Source organism: Actinomadura sp. 3N407 (assembly GCF_052245875.1).
In the GTDB taxonomy this organism is placed as follows: domain Bacteria; phylum Actinomycetota; class Actinomycetes; order Streptosporangiales; family Streptosporangiaceae; genus Spirillospora.
This window is the reverse complement of record NZ_JBQQBP010000009.1, coordinates 341434-359900: the sequence shown is the minus strand read 5'-3', so window position 1 is coordinate 359900 and position 18467 is coordinate 341434. Positions and strand designations below refer to the sequence as shown.

Annotated in this window: 22 protein-coding genes; 13 read left to right on the top strand and 9 right to left on the bottom strand. The window is 69.3% G+C overall.

Annotated elements, in window-relative coordinates:
* The first annotated feature begins 25 nt into the window (after positions 1–25).
* The 4 genes from ACTWPP_RS24515 (at position 26) to ACTWPP_RS24500 (ending at position 3851) form a co-directional block, all read left to right on the top strand.
* Positions 26–1228, top strand: coding sequence for a homogentisate 1,2-dioxygenase (locus ACTWPP_RS24515; RefSeq protein ID WP_443106679.1), 1203 nt, complete (start codon positions 26–28; stop codon positions 1226–1228).
* The gene (locus ACTWPP_RS24510; RefSeq protein WP_443106678.1) at positions 1225–2064 is read left to right on the top strand and encodes a hypothetical protein; all 840 of its coding nucleotides are present in this window, start codon (positions 1225–1227) and stop codon (positions 2062–2064) included. The genes ACTWPP_RS24515 and ACTWPP_RS24510 overlap by 4 nt, the downstream gene beginning before the upstream one ends.
* Positions 2061–3221 carry a fumarylacetoacetase gene (gene fahA, locus ACTWPP_RS24505; protein WP_443106677.1) on the top strand — a complete coding sequence of 387 codons (1161 nt, stop codon included), beginning with the start codon at positions 2061–2063 and terminating at the stop codon, positions 3219–3221. The genes ACTWPP_RS24510 and fahA overlap by 4 nt, the downstream gene beginning before the upstream one ends.
* A gap of 96 nt (positions 3222–3317) precedes the next feature.
* Positions 3318–3851, top strand: coding sequence for a hypothetical protein (locus ACTWPP_RS24500; RefSeq protein WP_443106676.1), 534 nt, complete (start codon positions 3318–3320; stop codon positions 3849–3851).
* Positions 3852–3881: 30 nt separating this feature from the next.
* Here the strand turns inward: ACTWPP_RS24500 and ACTWPP_RS24495 are convergent, their stop codons facing one another.
* On the bottom strand, positions 3882–4763 hold the full coding sequence (locus tag ACTWPP_RS24495) for an alpha/beta fold hydrolase (protein WP_443106701.1): 882 nt from the start codon (positions 4761–4763) through the stop codon (positions 3882–3884).
* Between the two features lie 33 nt (positions 4764–4796).
* Between ACTWPP_RS24495 and ACTWPP_RS24490 the strand changes: the two genes are divergently transcribed.
* The 3 genes from ACTWPP_RS24490 to nhaA all read left to right on the top strand — a co-directional run bounded on the left by ACTWPP_RS24490 (position 4797) and on the right by nhaA (position 7115).
* Entirely contained in the window at positions 4797–5492 is a 696-nt protein-coding gene (locus tag ACTWPP_RS24490; protein WP_443106675.1) for a nuclear transport factor 2 family protein, read from the top strand.
* Between the two features lie 133 nt (positions 5493–5625).
* Entirely contained in the window at positions 5626–5775 is a 150-nt protein-coding gene (locus ACTWPP_RS24485) for a hypothetical protein (protein ID WP_443106674.1), read from the top strand.
* An 83-nt stretch (positions 5776–5858) separates the two neighbouring features.
* Entirely contained in the window at positions 5859–7115 is a 1257-nt protein-coding gene (nhaA, locus tag ACTWPP_RS24480; RefSeq protein WP_443106673.1) for a Na+/H+ antiporter NhaA, read from the top strand.
* A gap of 133 nt (positions 7116–7248) precedes the next feature.
* Here nhaA and ACTWPP_RS24475 read toward each other — a convergent pair whose 3' ends face one another.
* Complete coding sequence (locus ACTWPP_RS24475; RefSeq protein WP_443106672.1) at positions 7249–7590, bottom strand: ArsR/SmtB family transcription factor; 342 nt, start codon at positions 7588–7590, stop codon at positions 7249–7251.
* A 185-nt stretch (positions 7591–7775) separates the two neighbouring features.
* Here ACTWPP_RS24475 and ACTWPP_RS24470 point away from each other — a divergent pair, with 185 nt between their 5' ends.
* Entirely contained in the window at positions 7776–8309 is a 534-nt protein-coding gene (locus ACTWPP_RS24470) for a GNAT family N-acetyltransferase (RefSeq protein ID WP_443106671.1), read from the top strand.
* A 64-nt stretch (positions 8310–8373) separates the two neighbouring features.
* On the opposite strand, the gene ACTWPP_RS24465 is transcribed toward ACTWPP_RS24470, so the two are convergent.
* Positions 8374–8520, bottom strand: coding sequence for a mycothiol transferase (locus tag ACTWPP_RS24465; protein WP_443106670.1), 147 nt, complete (start codon positions 8518–8520; stop codon positions 8374–8376).
* 89 nt (positions 8521–8609) lie between these two features.
* Between ACTWPP_RS24465 and ACTWPP_RS24460 the strand changes: the two genes are divergently transcribed.
* From ACTWPP_RS24460 to ACTWPP_RS24445, 4 genes are all read left to right on the top strand, one after another.
* Positions 8610–9104, top strand: coding sequence for an ArsR/SmtB family transcription factor (locus ACTWPP_RS24460; RefSeq protein WP_443106669.1), 495 nt, complete (start codon positions 8610–8612; stop codon positions 9102–9104).
* A 15-nt stretch (positions 9105–9119) separates the two neighbouring features.
* Positions 9120–9971, top strand: coding sequence for a M23 family metallopeptidase (locus ACTWPP_RS24455; RefSeq protein WP_443106668.1), 852 nt, complete (start codon positions 9120–9122; stop codon positions 9969–9971).
* Positions 9972–10124: 153 nt separating this feature from the next.
* The gene (locus tag ACTWPP_RS24450; protein ID WP_443106667.1) at positions 10125–11006 is read left to right on the top strand and encodes a hypothetical protein; all 882 of its coding nucleotides are present in this window, start codon (positions 10125–10127) and stop codon (positions 11004–11006) included.
* 130 nt (positions 11007–11136) lie between these two features.
* Positions 11137–11334, top strand: coding sequence for a hypothetical protein (locus ACTWPP_RS24445; protein ID WP_443106666.1), 198 nt, complete (start codon positions 11137–11139; stop codon positions 11332–11334).
* A gap of 3 nt (positions 11335–11337) precedes the next feature.
* On the opposite strand, the gene ACTWPP_RS24440 is transcribed toward ACTWPP_RS24445, so the two are convergent.
* Entirely contained in the window at positions 11338–11913 is a 576-nt protein-coding gene (locus ACTWPP_RS24440) for a TIGR03086 family metal-binding protein (RefSeq protein ID WP_443106665.1), read from the bottom strand.
* 65 nt (positions 11914–11978) lie between these two features.
* On the opposite strand from ACTWPP_RS24440, the gene ACTWPP_RS24435 reads away from it, so the two are divergent.
* Positions 11979–12758: an AraC family transcriptional regulator gene (locus ACTWPP_RS24435; RefSeq protein ID WP_443106664.1), complete on the top strand. Its 780-nt coding sequence runs from the start codon at positions 11979–11981 to the stop codon at positions 12756–12758.
* Between the two features lie 4 nt (positions 12759–12762).
* Here the strand turns inward: ACTWPP_RS24435 and ACTWPP_RS24430 are convergent, their stop codons facing one another.
* The 5 genes from ACTWPP_RS24430 to ACTWPP_RS24410 all read right to left on the bottom strand — a co-directional run bounded on the left by ACTWPP_RS24430 (position 12763) and on the right by ACTWPP_RS24410 (position 18012).
* Positions 12763–13455 (bottom strand): class I SAM-dependent methyltransferase, encoded by a 693-nt coding sequence (locus ACTWPP_RS24430; RefSeq protein WP_443106663.1) that lies wholly within the window; start codon positions 13453–13455, stop codon positions 12763–12765.
* Positions 13456–13564: 109 nt separating this feature from the next.
* Positions 13565–14854, bottom strand: a complete 1290-nt coding sequence (locus tag ACTWPP_RS24425; protein WP_443106662.1) for an ABC transporter ATP-binding protein — start codon at positions 14852–14854, stop codon at positions 13565–13567.
* Positions 14855–14863: 9 nt separating this feature from the next.
* Positions 14864–15694, bottom strand: a complete 831-nt coding sequence (locus ACTWPP_RS24420; protein WP_443106661.1) for a carbohydrate ABC transporter permease — start codon at positions 15692–15694, stop codon at positions 14864–14866.
* A complete protein-coding gene (locus tag ACTWPP_RS24415; protein ID WP_443106660.1) occupies positions 15694–16632 on the bottom strand; it encodes a carbohydrate ABC transporter permease in 939 nt (312 codons plus the stop codon). The genes ACTWPP_RS24420 and ACTWPP_RS24415 overlap by 1 nt, the downstream gene beginning before the upstream one ends.
* A gap of 12 nt (positions 16633–16644) precedes the next feature.
* Positions 16645–18012, bottom strand: a complete 1368-nt coding sequence (locus ACTWPP_RS24410; protein ID WP_443106659.1) for an extracellular solute-binding protein — start codon at positions 18010–18012, stop codon at positions 16645–16647.
* Between the last annotated feature and the right edge of the window lie 455 nt (positions 18013–18467).

Here is an 18467-nt window from a genome sequence, read left to right as displayed (position 1 = left end):
CGTTAATCATCGGAGGCGAAGGAGCATGGCCCACTACCGCCGGGTCGGCCACGTCCCGCCGAAACGCCACACCCAGCATCGTCACATCGATGGGGACGGCGCAGAGCGGCTCTACTTCGAGGAACTCATGGGCGAGGAGGGCTTCTCGTCTGATTCGTCCCTCCTGTACCACCGGGAGATCCCGTCCGCGATCGTCGACTCGCAGGCATGGGACGTCCCGGACGCCTCCACGGCACCGAACCACCCGCTCAAGCCGCGCCATCTCAAGCTGCACGAGCTCTTCCCCAAGGAGACGTGGGCCGAGACCGACGTCGTCACCGGGCGGCGCATCGTCCTCGGCAACAACGACGTCCGCCTGTCCTACGTCGTCTCCGCCGCCGACTCGCCGCTGTACCGCAACGCGACCGGCGACGAGATCGTCTACATCGAGTCCGGTACCGCCACCGTCGAAACGATCTTCGGGACGTTCTCCGCCGAGCAGGGCGACTACGTCATCATCCCGACGTCCACCACCCACCGCTGGCTGCCCACCGGCGACCAGCCCCTCCGCGCATACGCCATCGAGGCGACCGGCCACATCGCGCCGCCGAAACGCTACCTGTCGCGCTACGGCCAGTTCCTTGAGAACTCCCCGTACTGCGAACGCGACCTGCACGGCCCCGGCGAACCCCTCCAGGCGGACGGCACCGACGTCGAGGTCCTCGTCAAGCACCGCGGCTCACGGGGCATCACCGGAACCCGCATGACCTACGCCCGGCACCCGTTCGACGTCGTCGGCTGGGACGGCTGCCTCTACCCGTTCACGTTCAGCGTCCACGACTACGAGCCCATCACCGGCCGCGTCCACCAGCCGCCGCCCGCCCACCAGGTGTTCGAAGGCCACAACTTCGTCGTGTGCAACTTCGTCCCCCGCAAGGTCGACTACCACCCGCTGTCGATCCCGGTGCCGTACTACCACTCCAACGTGGACTCCGACGAGATCATGTTCTACTGCGGCGGCGACTACGAGGCCCGCAAGGGCTCCGGCATCGGGCAGGGCTCCGTCTCCGTCCACCCCGGCGGCCTCGCGCACGGCCCGCAGCCCGGCGCGTACGAACGCAGCATCGGCGTCGAGTTCTTCGACGAACTCGCCGTCATGGTCGACACGTTCCACCCGCTCGAACTCGGCGAAGGCGGCCTGGCCTGCGAAGACGAGGCCTACGCCTGGACGTGGGCGAGGCGGTCATGATTCCCGCGTTCGCCCTCGGCCTCTGCGACGACGCGGCCGTGTTCCCGCCTGGTCTCGCGCCGCTCACCGAAGCCGTCCCGGCCCACCGCCACCACCGGGCGGCCCCGTACGCGCAGCTCGTCGGCCCCCTCATCCTGCCCGCCACCGCACTCGACGACCTGTACCGGCTGCTCACCGCCGACGATCCGCTCGACCTGTCGGTGACGGCGCCCGGCGGGCCGTGCGAGGCGGCCAAGGCCCTCGCGGCGGCCGCCGACCTGCCCGTCGACCTGCGCGGGCTGGAGGTCGCCGTCCCCAGCGGGATGCAGCCGGACGAGTTCTTCCGCGTGCTCGGCCGCGTCGACGTCCCCCTCTACGTCGAGGTGCCGAGGGACGACCGCCGGACCGCGATGATCGCCGCGATCGCCGCGCGGGGGCACCGCGCGAAGTTCCGCACCGGCGGCGTGAAGGCCAACCTGTACCCGAGCCCGGACGAACTCGCCGGCGCGATCACGGCCGTGGTGAACGCCGGCGTCCCGTTCAAGGCGACCGCGGGGCTGCACCACCCCGTCCGCAACACCGACCCGAAGACCGGCTTCCACCAGCACGGCTTCCTCAACCTGCTGCTCGCGACCGACGCCGCCCTCGACGGCCGCCCCCTGACCGACCTCGCCGCCATCCTCGCCGACCGCGACGCCCGGTCCGTCGCGTCCCGCGTCGCGCGGCTCGGCGAACGCAGGACGGTCGCCGCCCGCGCCTGCTTCCTGTCCTTCGGGACGTGCAGCATCACCGACCCCCTCACCGAACTCGCGGACCTCGGGCTGCTCGCGTCCGCGCTCCAGGAGACCTCCCGATGACCCGTATCGCGATCCCCGAAGACTCCCTGTTCGGGCTCGCCAACCTCCCCTACGGCGTGTTCTCCGCGCCCGGGACGTCCCCCCGCGTGGGCGTCCGCGTGGCCGACAGGGTCGTGGACCTCACCGTCCTGGACGACGTCTTCGCCGCGCCGACCCTCAACCCCTTCATGGCGCAGGGGCACATGCGCTGGGTCGAGGTCCGCGAGCAGATCATGGACCTGGTCTCCGGGGACGTCCCGGACACGGCCGTCCACCCCATCGACACGGTCACGATGCACATGCCGTTCGAGGTGGCCGACTACGTCGACTTCTACGCGTCCGAACACCACGCGTCCAACCTCGGCCGCCTCTTCCGCCCCGGCTCCGAACCGCTCATGCCGAACTGGAAACACCTCCCCGTCGGCTACCACGGCCGCGCCGGGACGGTCGTGCCGTCGGGAACGGACATCGTCCGTCCCACCGGCCAGCGCAAGGGCGAGGACGCGCCGACCTTCGGCGAGAGCCGCCGCCTGGACATCGAGGCAGAGGTCGGCTTCGTAGTCGGCACCGGCTCCCCGCTCGGAACCCCCGTCAGCACGGACGGTTTCGCCGAGCGCGTCTTCGGCGTCGTCCTCGTCAACGACTGGTCGGCGCGTGACATCCAGGCATGGGAGTACGTGCCGCTCGGCCCGTTCCTCGGCAAGAGCTTCGCCACGTCCGTCTCCCCCTGGGTCGTACCGCTCCTCGCCTTGGAGGCAGCCCGCGTCGCCACCCCGCCGCAGGACCCCGAGCCCCTTCCCTACCTGCGCGAGAAGAAGCCGTGGGGCCTCGACCTCTCCCTGGAGGTCACGTGGAACGGGCAGGTCGTCTCCCGCCCGCCCTACCGGGAGATGTACTGGTCACCCGCCCAGATGCTCGCGCACATGACGGTGAACGGCGCCTCGTCCCGCACCGGCGACCTGTTCGCCTCCGGAACGATCTCGGGCCCGGACAAGGACCAGCGCGGCGCCTTCATCGAACTGACGTGGGGCGGCAAGGAACCGGTCGAGGTGAACGGCGAACCCCGCACCTTCCTGGAGGACGGCGACGAGGTGGCCATCACCGCCACCGCCCCGGGCCCGTCGGGCACCCGCATCGGCTTCGGCGACGTCCAGGGCCGCGTCCTCCCCGCCCGCTGACGCCCTTCCCCGGGGCGGACGCGACCGGCCGAAGTGAACGAAACACCGCCCGGCCGCGTCCGATCTTGAGAACCCCACCGGCGTGAGAAGGGCCCCATGACCGCTCTGATCGTCCTCTTCATCGCCTTCGGGGCCCTCTTGCTCGTCCTCGGGTGCATGAACCAGCGGACGCTCTACTGGAAGCTCACCGCCTGGCAGTACCGGAACCCGGAGGCCAACGAGCCGTCCGACGCCGCGCTCGCGTTGAACCGGTTCGGGCTGATCGTGTCCGCCGTCATGATGTTCGCCGGGGCCGGCATCGTCAATGGCGCCGCAGGCAACCCGAGCGGCTACTCCACATCGCAGGTGAGGTCGGTGGCGTCCGCGGCGGCGTCCAAGGTGGAAAGCGGCACGGATTCGGGGATCGGCTCGTCGGTCCGCGCGTCGTCCGACGTCTACGACACCGTGAACGAGGAAGGCGACGGCAACGTCAAGATCCGCTCCGCCGGCGGCGGCGAGTACGAGCTGACGAACCGCGAGGGCGAGAACCCCGTCTGCCTCACCGTCACGGTCGACAACCGGCTGAGCCTCAGCGGCGGCGAGCCCTGGAGCCACTCGATCAGCACATCCGTCAACGAGGGCCCCTGCTGACCCGGCGTCCCGGCTCCGGCCTCCCGCGGCCTACCGCAGGCCCGCGAGGAAGGCGATCATGGCGGCGTTGACCTCGCCGGCGGCCTCCATCTGCACGAAATGTCCGGCTCTGTCGATGACGTGGGTCTGCCGGAGCCCCGGCACCACCTTCTCCATCTGCTTCAGTGCATCGGAACCCATCATCTGCAGGACGGGGTCACGCTCCCCCACGAGGAACATCGTCGGGACGGAGACGGGCTCGTCCGGACGTGTCTGCTTCTCCTCCCAGACGTGGTCATAGGCGCGATACCAGTTGAGGCCACCGGTGAAGCCCGTCCGGCGGAACTCGTCCACGTAGTAGGCGAACTCGTCTCGCGACAACCAGGACCACGGCAGGGGCGGGGCTTCCGGCAACACGTCGAGGTATCCGTTGCCTTCGCTTGGATGCCGCCAGATGTCGAGGTACCGGTATCCACCGCTGAGCGCCCAGAACACGTTCGCCAGGAAGCGCGCTGGGTCGGCGCCCAGTTCCTCATCGGCAGGCCCCTCCTCCTGGAAGTAGTGGACGTGGACGAAGTGCTCTTCGGCCATCCGCGCATAGAGCTCGGTAGGCGGACGCTTCGAAACGGGCATGCGCGGGACGCTGAGCTGCATCAGCGCTTTGACTCGTCCCGGAACCCACTGGGGCAGGTCCCAGACGAGGGCGGCCCCGAAGTCGTGTCCGGCGAAGACGGCCTCGTCGATGCCCAGCCCGTCCAAGAGCCCGACCATGTCGGCCACCGTGTGCCGCCGGTCATAGCTCCCCGGCGAGGAAGGGCGACCGCTCCGCCCATACCCGCGCATGTCAACCGCGATGGCCCGATACCCGGCCGCCGCCAGCGCCGGAAGCTGATGGCGCCAGCTGTACCAGAGCCCCGGAAAGCCATGGCACATGACCACCGGGAGCCCCCGCCCCTGCTCGACCACGTGAAGACTGATGTCACCGACGTCGAGCATGTGGTGACCGACTTCGCTGGGGCTCATGCCGACCTCTTCCGCCGGAGTCAGGTGCAACGATCATCGGCGTCCGGCGCCGCACAGCGGCCGGCCTTCCCGTTCACCGGGACACCGCTGGACGGGACGTCCCCCATGGCCGAAGGTCGAGCCACCATGCCGCAGCCACCGAGCCCCGACCTCGCCGCGCGCATCGCCCGGCTGGAGGCCATCGAGGAGATCAAGGTCCTCAAGCACCGCTACCTGCGGGCCTGCGACACCAAGGACCCGAAGGAGTTCCGGGCCTGCTTCATCGCGTCCGGCGCCTCGATCGACTTCGACCGTCTCGGCACCTTCGACGACGCGGACGGCATCGTCAAGGTCTTCGAACGGATCGCCCTCCGGCAGGTCGGCGGCGAGAACGTGATCCTCGACATGCACCACGGAATGCACCCGGACATCACCGTCCACGGCGGAGGCAGCGCCTCGGGCCGCTGGACGCTGAAGTTCCGCCAGGTGAACCTGCTCGACAACACCGAGACGGTCGGCACCGGCGAGTACGACGACGAGTACGTGGTCGAGGACGGCCGGTGGAAGATGTCGAAATGCCACTTCCGCCGTTTCTGGGCGATCACCCGTCCGATCGGCGACGACTGCCGCATCGAACAGCAGGGCCCGGCCGCCCGCTGACCGGCGGACGGCGCGTCGACCGCAAACCTGCTCCAGCCGGCCGTGGCATCGATGGTGGTCGGGGGCGAATACCCTGGTCAGCGAAGTTGTTCGAGTGACGTCATGGGTGCAGGCCGGGAAGGGAGAGGTCCCAATGCGCGATCGTCTCGCTTTCTCGGTGCCGCTGGGGCGGGCTGCCGGTGCGCGGGTGCCGGCGTCGCTGGAGCACCGTCCGGCCGGTACGAACGGCTACGTCAGCACGTGGGGCGCGATCGTGAGCGTCTCCCCGCCGAAGGGCCGCTGAGCCCACCGTTCGCGGGGGCGTCCCCGGCCACGAGCCGGGTGTGAGCACTGTGCCCTTCGTACCGTTCTGGAGTTGTCTTCCTCATGTCTGTCGTCACCCGGGTGACTGCTGCCCTGCGTTCGGACGCGATCAGCGGCTCGCTTCTGATCGGCGCCGCCCTGATGGCGCTGGTGTGGGCGAACTCGCCGCTATCGCACTCTTACGAGGCTTTGCGCTCGTTCACCTTCGGTCCCGCCGTCCTGCATCTGGACCTGAGCGTGCAGGGGTGGGCGGCCGATGGGCTGCTGGCGGTGTTCTTCTTCATCGTCGGAAACGAGCTCAAGCAGGAGCTCGTCCACGGTGAGCTGCGCGACCCGCGCCGCGCGGTGTTGCCCATCGCGGCCGCGCTCGGTGGCGTCGCGGTGCCCGCGCTGGTGTTCCTGGCCGTCAACGCCACCGGCTCCGGGGAGGCGATCGGCGGGTGGGGCATTCCGATGGCGACCGACATCGCCTTCGCCCTGGCCGTCCTGGCGGTGGTCGGCCGGCACCTGCCCGGTCCGCTGCGCACCTTCCTCCTCACGCTGGCCACGGTGGACGACATATGCGCGGTCCTGGTCATCGCCGTCGCCTACACCACCGGCCTGAACCTGGGCGCGCTGGCCGCCGCAGCGGCCGGCCTGGCCCTGTTCGGCTACCTGCAGAACGGCCGGGGCCAGGCGGTGACCCGGCTTCGCGCGGTGGTGCCGGGCCAGTTGCTCTACGTACCGCTGGCGGTGGTGATCTGGACGCTGATGCACGCCAGCGGAGTGCACGCCACCATCGCCGGGGTGGTCATCGGGCTGCTGATGCGCGCCCGGATCCGAGACCGGGAAGCGCATTCGCCGTCACACCAGGCTGAGGAGGTATTGCGGCCGGTCTCGTCCGGGATCGCGCTGCCTGTGTTCGCGCTGATGTCGGCCGGGGTGTCGCTGTCGGGTGCGGGCGGCTTCTGGACGAGCACCGTCACCTGGGGTGTGCTGGCCGGGCTGCTGGCCGGCAAGACGGTCGGGATCTTCGGTGTGACCTGGCTGACCGCGCGCTTCACCAGCGCACACCTCAACCCGCGGCTCGCCTGGACGGACATAGCGGGCATCGGCATCCTGAGCGGGATCGGGTTCACCGTCTCACTGCTGATCGCCGAACTCTCCTACTCCGACGCCGCACAGCTGACCGAAGCCAAGGGCGCCGTCCTCCTCGCCTCCGCCGCGGCATCGCTGCTGGCCGCCGTGGTCCTCGGCCGCCGCAGCCGCCACTACCACCGCCTCGCCCAGCAGCGGCGTGGCGTCCAGGTCAAGGCGATGGCGGCCCAGGCGCCGGGCTGATCGCCGCCGCCGTCATCGATCCGGGTCCGGTTCCGAGAGCCCGGACGGCGACATGGTCGGCGCCTTCGTCGAGACGGGCGTGCAGCCTGCGGAGGTCGCCTCAGAGTCAAGGCCGGCGTTGCCTGACGCGGGTCTAGAGCGAGCGTCCGAGCATGTCGACGAGCTGGGCGATGCGGCCCTCGTCCCGGCGGTAGCGCGTCCACTTCCCGATGCGGGTGGAGCGGACCAGCCCGGCACGCTCCAGCGAGGCCATGTAGGCGGAGACGGTCGACTGCGCGAGCCCCGTCTTGGCCTGGATGTGGCTTACGCACACACCGACCTCGTCCGGGTCCGCGATCGCCTTCTCCACCGGGAAATGGCGCTCGGGATCGCGCAACCACTGGAGCACCTGGAGCCGCACCGGGTTCGCGAGCGCCTTGAACACCTCAAGCAGCTGTGCGGAGGCGTCCGGCGAGAAATCGGTGTGCGTCGTCATGGCGTCGAGACGATCGTAGGCCAATCACGACTATTCGTGGAATCTCTGTGCGCCACCGAGCGGACCGCCGTTCACGTGGCCGGACCCACTGATCAGTCACCGCATGGGGGCGTTGGCGTGCATGACCGGAAGGCGGGACGTCCGGCGCATCATGCGGAATGGGCTGGGTGCTATGTTTCGTCTCGATGAATGCCATTGAGCCGACTTTCCGCATGGCCACGGCGGCCGACGTCCCCGCCCTCGTCGCCCTCATCGAGAGCGCCTACCGGGGCGACGCGAGCCGTGCCGGGTGGACGACCGAGGCCGACCTCCTCGGCGGCCAGCGCACAGACCCCGAGGGCGTGGCGTCCGTGGTGAACGGCGCCGCCGGCGGGATGCTGCTCACCGAGGTGGACGGCGCCCTGGCCGCCTGCTGCCAACTGGAGAACCGCGGCGACCACGCCTATTTCGGCATGTTCGCCGTCTCCCCCACCCTTCAGGGCGGAGGGCTCGGCAAGCAGGTCCTCGCCGAGGCCGAGCGGCTGGCGCACGAAGAGTGGGACGCGAACGAGATGCACATGACGGTGATCAGCGCCCGCGAGGACCTGATCGCCTGGTACGTCCGGCGCGGCTACGTCCGTACGGGTGAGACGAGCCCGTTCCCGTACGGCGACGAGCGGTTCGGCCTCCCCAAGCGCGACGGCCTGGAATTCGAACTCCTGGCGAAGAAACTCCCCTGACGCCACCGCCCCACGCCGCGCCGAAGCATGTACAGGGCGGGATCCGGTCGTGACGTCATCCGGCCTATGGTCCGGTGGTGCCGTCGATGAGCTCACGGACGACGTCGAGTTGCCCGACGTCGCGGGCGTACTCCTGCAGCAGGTGGAACAGGATCCAGACGAGGGTCAGCGTGTCCGGCGGCTCCGCAGGGGGCGGCGGTGAAGTGTTCATGGGCCGGACGGTAGTTCGCGGGCGGCGGCCTCGGCCAGCGGTTATGTGGCCGCTTGATGGAAATTACGTAGTTACGTAGTATTGGAGTTGTGGACGACGAGGAGCTGGTGGAGCGGGTCGCGCGCTTGGAGGAGCGTGTGGACCGGCTCGAACGTGCGGACGCGCCGGTCGAGGAGCCGAACGCGGAGGACGCGTTCTGGGCGCTGAACGCACTGAAGGAGCGCGTGGACGAGCCCGGTGCCGTGCTGTTCACCGGCTCCGTGACGGTGCCGTCCGGCGAGCATTACGAGTGGCAGCAGGGGCATCCGGTGGACGACCTGCTGGACGACGACTGGTCGCGGGCGGCGGAGACGCTGTCTGCGCTGGCGCATCCGGTGCGGCTGCTGCTGCTCCGGGAGATCCTGCACGGCGCCGGAACGACCGCCGAGCTGGGCGCCCACGTCGGTACGACCGGGCAGCTCTACCACCATCTGCGTCAGCTGGTGGCGGCCGGCTGGCTGCGCACCACGGCGCGGGGACGGTACAGCGTCCCGGGGGAACGGGTAGTGCCGATTCTCACCGTGCTCGCGGCGGCCCGCCGCTGAACCTTGGGAGGGAAAATGCACAGGACACTCGCACGCTTCAGGACGCTGTTCATCGTGCTGGGACTGGCGCTGACGTTCGGCGAAGTCCTGCATGGCATGGACGCGTTCTCGATAGCGGGACTGGTACTGATCGGCTGCGGCCTCGTGCTGTTCTTCGTGCCGGGCGGCGGACGGGGCCGGGAACCGGTCGCGGTGCGGACCCCGGTGCGCGGCCGCTGGGTGGCGGTGAACAGCCCCGCCGACAAGGTCCCCAGCCACGGCACCCATGAGCTGGGGCAGACCTATGCGATCGACCTCGTGTACGCGCCCGACCCGGCGGAGGTGTGGCAGCCGCTGCGCAGGTGGCCGCTCGCGGCGCGGCCGGAGACGTTCCCGGCGTTCGGGCAGGAGATCGTCGCTCCCGCCGACGGTGTCGTCGTCCAGGCGAGCGGGTGGCAGCGCGACCATTGGAGCCGCAACTCGTGGCCCGCGTTCCTCTACCTGCTGGTCGAGGGCGCCCTCTTCCGCCAGCTGCTTTCCTTCATGACGCTGTCGTCGGGACGGTTCATCATCGGCAACTCCGTGGTGCTGGATCTCGGCGACGGGGTGTACGCGGTGTTCGCCCACGTGCGGCGCGGGTCGGTCCGCGTCAAGAAGGGCGACCGGGTGCGGGCCGGGGACGTGCTCGGCGAGGTCGGCAACTCCGGCAACTCCTCTGAGCCGCACCTGCACTTCCACCTCATGGACCGTCCGCGTCCCCTGGCCGCGGCCGGGCTGCCGTTCGCGTTCCCGTACGAGGGCGGCGGCGAGACCCGCACGGGGGTGCCCGGAGGACGCAGGCCCTTCGTCGCCGCCGTGGACAAGGAGCCGACCTCGACCGGCGGCTGAGGCCAGATCATGGAAGGCTGCGGTGGCATGTCTGAATCGCGAGCCTTCGAGAAACGTGCCGGCGACGTCGTCCGGATCTGGCGGATCGAGCGTGCGGGCATTCGATGCCACATGTCGTGGGGATTGAAGGGCGGCACCCTCCGGGGGAGCAGCATGACGCTCGACGACGAAGCGCATGCCGTACGCCACTTCAACGGGAAGATTCGAGATAAGCAGCGTCAGGGCTACATCGAGGTCAAGGACGAGACGCCCCGCCCGGCGCCGAAGCCCGAGCCGCTGGAGGACGCCAAGCTCCTCGATATGCGGCACGCCGGCCTCACCGGCCACGAGCCGCTGGCCGGGCGGACCGGCGTCTACGTCAAGCACTTCCTGCACCGGACCCTGCCGCAAATGAGCCGCTGGTCCCATCTCGTGCTGACGGACGACGAACGCAGGGGCCTCACGTTCAACGTCAAGGACGGGGGCTACGACCCTGACCTGGTCTCGGCCTTCCTGGACTTCCTCGAACCACACCGGGAGCGGGCCTTCGACGGCGGCTCCCATCACAAGGTGCCCCTGGACGCGCCGATCGGTCCGTTCACCCACGCGCTGCTCTGCTCGCCGCGGCTGAGCCGGAACGTCCACGACGGGCGCACCGCCTGGGTCTTCCCCGTCCACGACTGCGAGATCGGCGACGACGACACCGAGACGTTCGTCGAGGCACGGATCGAGGGCCGGGGTTCGCTACCGCAGTCGGACTGGGACCGTGACCCCTGCCCGGTGACCGACCTCAGGTTCGACCTGCAGAGCGCGGACGGACCGTTCGAGGGCATGGGCACCCGCACGACGCTGGGGCAGCGGAAGTTCAAGACCGGCACGCTGGGCCTCGTCGAGTCGCTGCTGTCCAGGCTGGCCGTGTCGACACCGAAGAGCCGCATCGAGGTGCGTTCCTACCGCGGTGAGGTCCTGACCCTGGCCCGGGCGGACCTGACGCCCGGGACCCTCGACGACGTCAGCCGCTTCGTCCACGGGGACAGGGCCACCCGCATCGAATGACCTTCACTCGCATTTGAGACTTCCGCGATGTCTACCGGGCTCAACCAGGTGTGATATGCGAAGAACCTTCACAGGGTAGGTCAATGAAACAATTGAGGGTGAACGGCAATTCGTCGGGAGGTTGAGGGGCGTGAAGTTCATCCTTGAGGTCGACATGAGCGAAGGCGTGGTGGGAGAGGACGCCGCGCGCGAGCTGGGCCGCATCCTGCGTTACTGGGGCGGCAACCTCCACCACTACGCGCTGCAGCCCGGTGACGGTTCCGCCATCTACGACTCGGGCTACAGCGACGTGGGGCAGTGGCGGATCGAGGAGCCCACCGGGGCCTGACGGTCAGCGGGCGCGCGGTCGCCAGCCGGGGTCGCGGCCGGACGCGGCCAGCGCCCGCTGGAAAGGCGGCGCGTCCTCGTCCACGGGCGCGGGGTCGGCGAAGCCGTCGTACTGGCGGTACATCTCGGCGTTCTTCTCCACGACCTGGAGGATGAACCGGCCGGTGTCGGGTGAGACGCTGTACTCCTGACCGGCGGCCTTCGCGACGTCCCAGCCGTGCAGGGCCATTTCCAGGATCATCATCGCGGCGATGTCGGCGGCGGGGGTTCCCGCGATCTCCCCGTCCCAGACGGCCGGGTCCGCCCAGGCCGCGACAGCGCGGTCAAGCTGGACGGCGTACTCCTGCGGCCAGGCGGCGTCGGCGGTGAAGTCGCGTTCGGTGAGCTCGTCCGGGAGTTCCTCGCGCAACGCACGGTGCTCAAGCCCATGGGACGTGTAGAGCACCAGGTGGTTCACGAGCGTCCGGAGGTCGAATTCGCCGCACGGGGTCGGATCCGCCAGCCGGTCCCGCTGGACGGTGTGGGCGACACGGGCGGCCTCGGCGGCGCATTCCTTCATGTAGGCGTGGTCGTCATTCATACGCAGCACGTTACGAGCGCCCGCGGGGGCGCCTCTTGGAGAAACGCGCCAAGTACCCTGGTCACGTGGGCGAACTGGGTCGAGGCGTGCTGTACCCACGGGAGCAGGCGGCCGTCGCCACCCTTGAGCGGGCGTCTCCGAGTCCCGCCCTGGCGCGTTTCGTGGAGTTCTACTGGCACGTCCGGTGGCGGACGGAGGAGCCGTACGAGACGAAGGTGCTGTCGCACCCGAACGTCCACCTCGTCTTCGAGGAGCCCTCTCCGCTGATCTATGGCGTGGACCGGACGTTGTTCGTCCGGCGCCTTGAGGGACGGGGTCAGGTCCTCGGCGTGAAGTTCCGCCCCGGCGGGTTCCGGCCGTTCGCGGCGGGGCCGATCATCGACCTCGCCGACCGCAGGGCGCCCGCCGCGGACGTCCTCCGCCCGGACGTGGAGGACGTCGGCCGCGCCGTGCTCCGGCACACCGATCTCGACGCGATGGTGAAACCGGTCGAGGAGTTCCTCCTGGACGGTCTTCCCGCCCCGGATCCCGTCGCCGGGGAAGTGGCCGGAATGGTCGAGGCCATCACCGCCGACCCCGCCCTGTTCCGCGTCGATCAGGCGGCCGAGGCGCTGCACGTCTCCGTCCGCACCCTGCAGCGGCTGTTCGCCGAGTATGTGGGCGCCGGCCCCAAATGGGTGCTGCGGCGAGCACGTCTCCACGAGGCCGCGGCCCGTGCCGACCAGGGCGTCCACATCGACTGGGCCGCGCTGGCCGGCGATCTCGGCTACTTCGACCAGTCGCATCTGACCCGTGACTTCACCGCCGCCGTGGGCGTCTCCCCGGCCAGATACGCCGGGGTCTGAGCCTTCAGCCGAAGCCGGGCGCCGGGACCAGGCGGAAGGCGACGAACGCCGGGAGTTCTTCCAGAGTGGCGTGGTCGTCCGGATAGCGGTCCGCCATTTCGGGGACGGGACGGGGTTCGACGAGTTCCTCGATGAGGAAACCGGCCTCGCGGAATTCGGCGCAGATCGCGGTCAGCGGGCGGCGCCAAGCCCGGATGGGCCAGTTTCGTGTCGGGCTCAACGACTCCTCCACGGGCTCTTCGGTGAAATACGAGCCGCCGAGACGCATCCACCCCATGATCGGGTGCTCGGTCGACAGGACGAGCGCGCCGCGCGGGGTCAGGATGCGGCGGAACTCCTCCAGGAGGGCCACCCGGTCATCGATGTAGTGCAGCGCCAGCGCGAGGACGACCAGGTCGGCGGAGTCGTCCCGGACCCAGGTCAACGGCCTGGACAGATCGTGGACGCGCAGGTCGGCGCGGTCGTCGCAGCGGGCGCGGGCGAGGTCGACCAGGGTGGGGCTCACATCGCAGCCGGTGACGCGGGCGCCGCGGCTCAGCAGTTCGCGGGCGTACAGGCCGGGGCCGCAGGCCGCGTCGAAGACCGACAGGCCGTCGACGTCGCCGGCCAGGCCGAGCACGGCCGGGCGGTCGTAGAGGGCGTTGTAGGCGCTGTCCTCGGCGTGGGAGGCGTACTCGTGGGCGAAGCACTCATACATGCCTCGATCGTGCCAGAGCGATCAACTACGCGTGTCAGGAGCGCGGCCGGTCTCGGTCAGATCCTCGGGGACGGTGAGAAGGATCGAGGCGAAGTGGTCGCGTGCGGCGTCACGATCCCGCCGTGGTCGCCCCCGGCGAGGCACCGCCGGCGTTCTCCGCGGCGGGTTCGCGCTGCGCCTCCCGCTGCGCGGCGCGGGCGTCCTCGGCGATACGGCGGAGCTGGGCGACGCGTTCCTCGTCGCGGGTGAGGTTGTCGCCGGTCGACGGGTCGAAGATGTGAACCCTCATGGTGTCGATCCACAGCTCCGCCTCACGTCCCGGCGTGATCAGGCTCGCCGCGTCCAGCGACACGACGGCCTGGGTGCGCAGCTGGTCGCTGTCGAGTTCGCGGGACAGGTCGCGCAGCTGCGCGGCGAGGTCGGCGGGCGCCTCGTACGGGACGTAGGCGTACTGCTCGTTGCCCAGCCATTCCGTGACGTCGATGTCCGCCCGGACGATGCTGCCCTTCGCCTTCTTCTCCTCGCTCACCAGCGACGCGTCCTCGAAGTTCTCCGGACGGATGCCGACGAGCACGACCTCGCGGTCGCCGACGGCGGCGACCTTCCGCTCGTCGCGCAGCTCGAAGCGCCCCAAGGGCGTTTCGAGGAACGCACCGTCCACGGACGCGGGAAGGAAGTTCATCGACGGCGACCCGATGAACCCGGCCACGAACAGGTTGACCGGCTCCTCGTACAGCTCGCGCGGGCTCCCCACCTGCTGCAGGACGCCCTTGCGCAGCACCGCGACGCGGTCGCCGAGCGTCATCGCCTCCGTCTGGTCGTGCGTGACGTACACGGTCGTGACGCCGAGACGCCGCTGGAGACGCGAGATCTCCGTGCGCATCTGCCCGCGCAGCTTCGCGTCCAGGTTCGACAGCGGCTCGTCGAACAGGAACGCGTCGGCCTGCCGGACGATCGCGCGGCCCATCGCGACACGCTGCCGCTGCCCACCCGACAGATTCGCCGGTTTGCGTTCCAGATGCTCCGTCAGCTCCAGCAGCTCGGCTGTCCCCTTGACACGGCGCTGCACCTCGTCGTCCGCCACCTTGGCGAGACGGAGCGGGAACGCGATGTTCTCGTAGACGGTGAGGTGCGGGTAGAGCGCGTAGTTCTGGAACACCATCGACAGGTTCCGCTGACGGGGCGCGACCCTGTTGACGACCTTCTCGCCGATGAGCATCTCACCGGACGTGATGTCCTCCAGTCCGACGATCATCCGCAGCAGCGTCGACTTCCCGCAGCCGGACGGGCCCACCAGGATCATGAACTCGCCGTCCCGCACGTCCAGGGACACGTCGTTCACGGCCGGGAAACCGTCGCCGTACCGCTTGACGATGTTCTTCATGGTGATGGCGGCCATGGTTCTCCCTCAGCCCTTGACGGCGCCGGACGTCAGCCCGGCCACGATGCGGCGCTGGAACGCCAGGACGATGACGACGACGGGGATGGTCACCACGACCGCCGCCGCGCAGATGGCCGTGGTGGGCTGCTCGAACTGCGACGCCCCGGTGAAGAACGCCAGCGCGGCCGGGACGGGACGTGCACTGTCGGACGACGTCAGCGAGATCCCGAACACGAAGTCGTTCCAGCAGAAGAAGAACGTCAGGATCGCCGCGGTGAACACGCCGGGCGCCGCCAGCGGGACGATCACCTTCCGGAACGCCTGCCACGTCGTCGCCCCGTCCACCTGCGCCGCCTGCTCCATCTCCCACGGGATCTCGCGGAAGAACGCGGACAGCGTCCAGATCGCCAGCGGCAGCGCGAACGAGATGTACGGGATGATCAACCCCGGCCAGGTGTCGTACAGGCCGATGTCCCGCCACAGGTTGAACAGCGGGCCGACCAGCGACACGACGGGGAACATCGCGATGGCCAGCGCGAACGACAGGATCAGCCTCTTGCCGGGGAACTCCAGCCGCGCGATCGCGTACGCGACCAGCGTCGCGAACAGCACCCCGATGAACGTCGCGATCACCGAGATGCCGATCGAGTTGATCAGCGCGGACGTGAACAGGTCGGTCTTGAAGACCGTCTCGTAGTTCACCCACGTCCAGTCCTCGGGCAGGAAGCTCTTGGTGTTGCCGACCTCGCCGGGCCGCTTGAACGACAGGCTCACGATCCACAGGATCGGGAAGGCCGTCCAGACGAGGATGAGCAGGGACGCGACGATCCACAGCCACTTCGAGCGGACGCTCTCCATCACTTGTCACCCCTCACCTGGGACAGGTCCACGCGGAACCCCTTGATGAACACGACCGCGATCACCACCACGGACAGGAACAGCAGCACCCCGACGGCGTCCCCCAGCCCGATCGCGGTCCGGGTGATCGTCTGCCGGTAGGTCAGGAACGACAGCGTCTCGGTCTGGTTCTGACCGGCCGTCATGATGAACACGTTGTCGAAGATCCGCCACGCGTCCAGCGTCCGGAACAGCACCGCGACGAGAATCGCGGCCTTCATGTTCGGGATCGTCACCCGCTTCAGCCGCTGCCACGCCGTCGCGCCGTCCACCGTCGCCGCCTCACCCAGGTCGCGCGGCACCTGTGCCAGGCCGGCGAGCAGCAGCAGCGATACGAACGGCGTCGTCTTCCAGATCTCCGACAGGATGATCACGAACAGGGACGACCAGCGGCCCGAGAACCAGGCGTAGTCGCCGAGCCCGAACCAGCCGTTCACGAACCCCGACTGCAGGTCGAACGCGTACCGCCACGCGAACGCCGAGATGACGGTGACGATGCCGTACGGCAGCAGGATCGCGGTGCGGACGGTCCGCCGCGCGAACAGCGCCCGGTGCATCACCATCGCCAGCGCGAAACCGATGACGAGCTCCACCGCGACGGTGATGAACGTGATGAGGAACGTGGTGAGGACGTCCTGCCAGAAAAGCGAGTCGGACAGCGCCGTCACATAGTTGGCGAGGCCGACGAACTCCCGGTCGTCCGGCGCGGTGATCCGGTATCTGAACAGCGACAGGTACAGCGCGTTCGCCAGCGGGTACGCGGTCACCAGCAGCATGACGATCACTGCCGGCGCCGACAGCAGCAGCCCGAGCCTGCGCTCGGCGCGGCTCCGGTCGGAGATCTCCCCGCGCCCGCTCCTGTGACGTCCGGCTGCCGGGGCGGTTCCCACAGCGGTCATCGCCTGTCCCCTCTAGAGCAGCGCCTGGTCGCGCAGGACCTGGCGGATGAACGTCGCGGACTCGCGGGGCGTCGTGTCCGGGTTCACCGACCCGGGCGGATGCCAGCGGCTCTGCACCGCGCCGGACACGTCGGTGTAGTACGGCGTGATCGGGCGGGGCGCCGCCGCGTTGATCGAGTCCCGGATCAACCCGGCCATCGGGAACTCCCGCCGGATCTCCGGATCGTCGTACACGGATGCGCGCGCCGCCGGGTTACCCGAGTCGATCATGTACTGCTTCATGTGCTCGGTGGACGTGATGCAGGTGACCGCGTCCACCGCCAGGGTGTCCTTGTAGTCGCCGTAGGCGCCGATGCCGATCTCGATGCCGCCGAACGGGGGCTTGCTCTCCTGCCCCGGCGTCACCCTCGGGTACCGCGCCCAGCCGAGGTCGGACACGATGTCCTTCGAGATGACCCCGGCCTCCGCGTCGGCGTTCTCCGCCCGCCAGATGTAACCCCAGTTGACCATGAAGCCGCCGCGGCCGCTGTTCAGCAGGAACCTGGACCGCTCCTCGTCGTCGGTGGACATGCTCGGGCTCGCCGCCGCCGAGTTCGCCAGCTTCGAGATGATCGCCGCGGCCTGCCGTCCGGCCGGCGAGTCGATCTCGATCGTGGCCTCGTCGCCCTTCTCCGCATCGCTGATGATCCGGCCGCCGGCGGACTCGACGAGGGCGTTGATCCACACCATGTAGCCCTCGTACTTGTTGGCCTGCACCCCGACCGTCGTGCCCGTCCGGACCGCCGCGTCGATCATCTTGTCCCAGGTGAAGCCGGGCGACGCCGGGTCGACACCGGCCTTCTCCGCGACGGACTTGCGGTACCAGAGCACCTGCGTGTTCGCCCAGAAGGGCGCCGCGTAAAGCCTGCCCTCCCATGTGGAGTTCTCCACGGCCGGCGGGAACACGCCTTCGGTGAACCGCCCCGCCTCGTCCGCCGGGAACGGACGCAGGAAACCGGCGTTGGCGGCCTCCGCCACGAACACCGGGTCCAGGCTCATGATGTCGATCCCGGAGTCCTTGGCCGCCAGCCGCCGGATGAGCTGCTCACGCTGCTGCGTCGCGTCCTGCGGCAGCACCGACGTCGTGATCTCGTACCTGCCGCCGGACGCCCGCGAACACGCCTCGGCGAGCTTGGCCTGCCCGCCGTCGTCAGGGTTGATGTACCAGGTGAGCGTGGGCGGCCCGCCGTCACCCCCGCAGCCCGCCAGCGCTCCGGCGAGCAATGTCAGCGCGACTCCCGCCCGCAGCCGGCCTGCCCGGATCCGCTCCGGCGGCCTGCCCCGCGGGCGTCGGCCACGCCTGGCCACGTCCGGCCTCTCTCGTCCGACTCGCTCGACCATCGGGCCTCCCGAAGCCTCCCACCGGGTGCGACACTTCGCCGGGCCGCATGCGTGGCGGGTCCGTCTCCATTCGAACACCAGACCCGACCCCTGTCGAGATCCACATTCCGATCGGCGACCAAAATCAATCCCACAGTTAACAAAAGACACCAGAGCCACGTAAAGCCACACAGAAGTGATCCACAAAGGAGCCGCCGGCGCCTGCGACGAACAGTCCTACGGTGCACCAGCGACGCCTCCGCCGACCCGCGACCGCAGATCCATTTGAGCCTGAAGCTGCATGCGAGGTGATCGAGAGCTGTAACCCTTGATGTCGACGGCGAGCAGCGGGCGGAAGAGTAAGCGGGGGATCGAACCGGACTTGTCGAGAAAGCGGTCGCCCACGCCGTGCCGCGATGCGGAGGGCGGAATGCCACATGGCGGCAAGCCATCCGGCGCAACGCCATGGCGCAGTC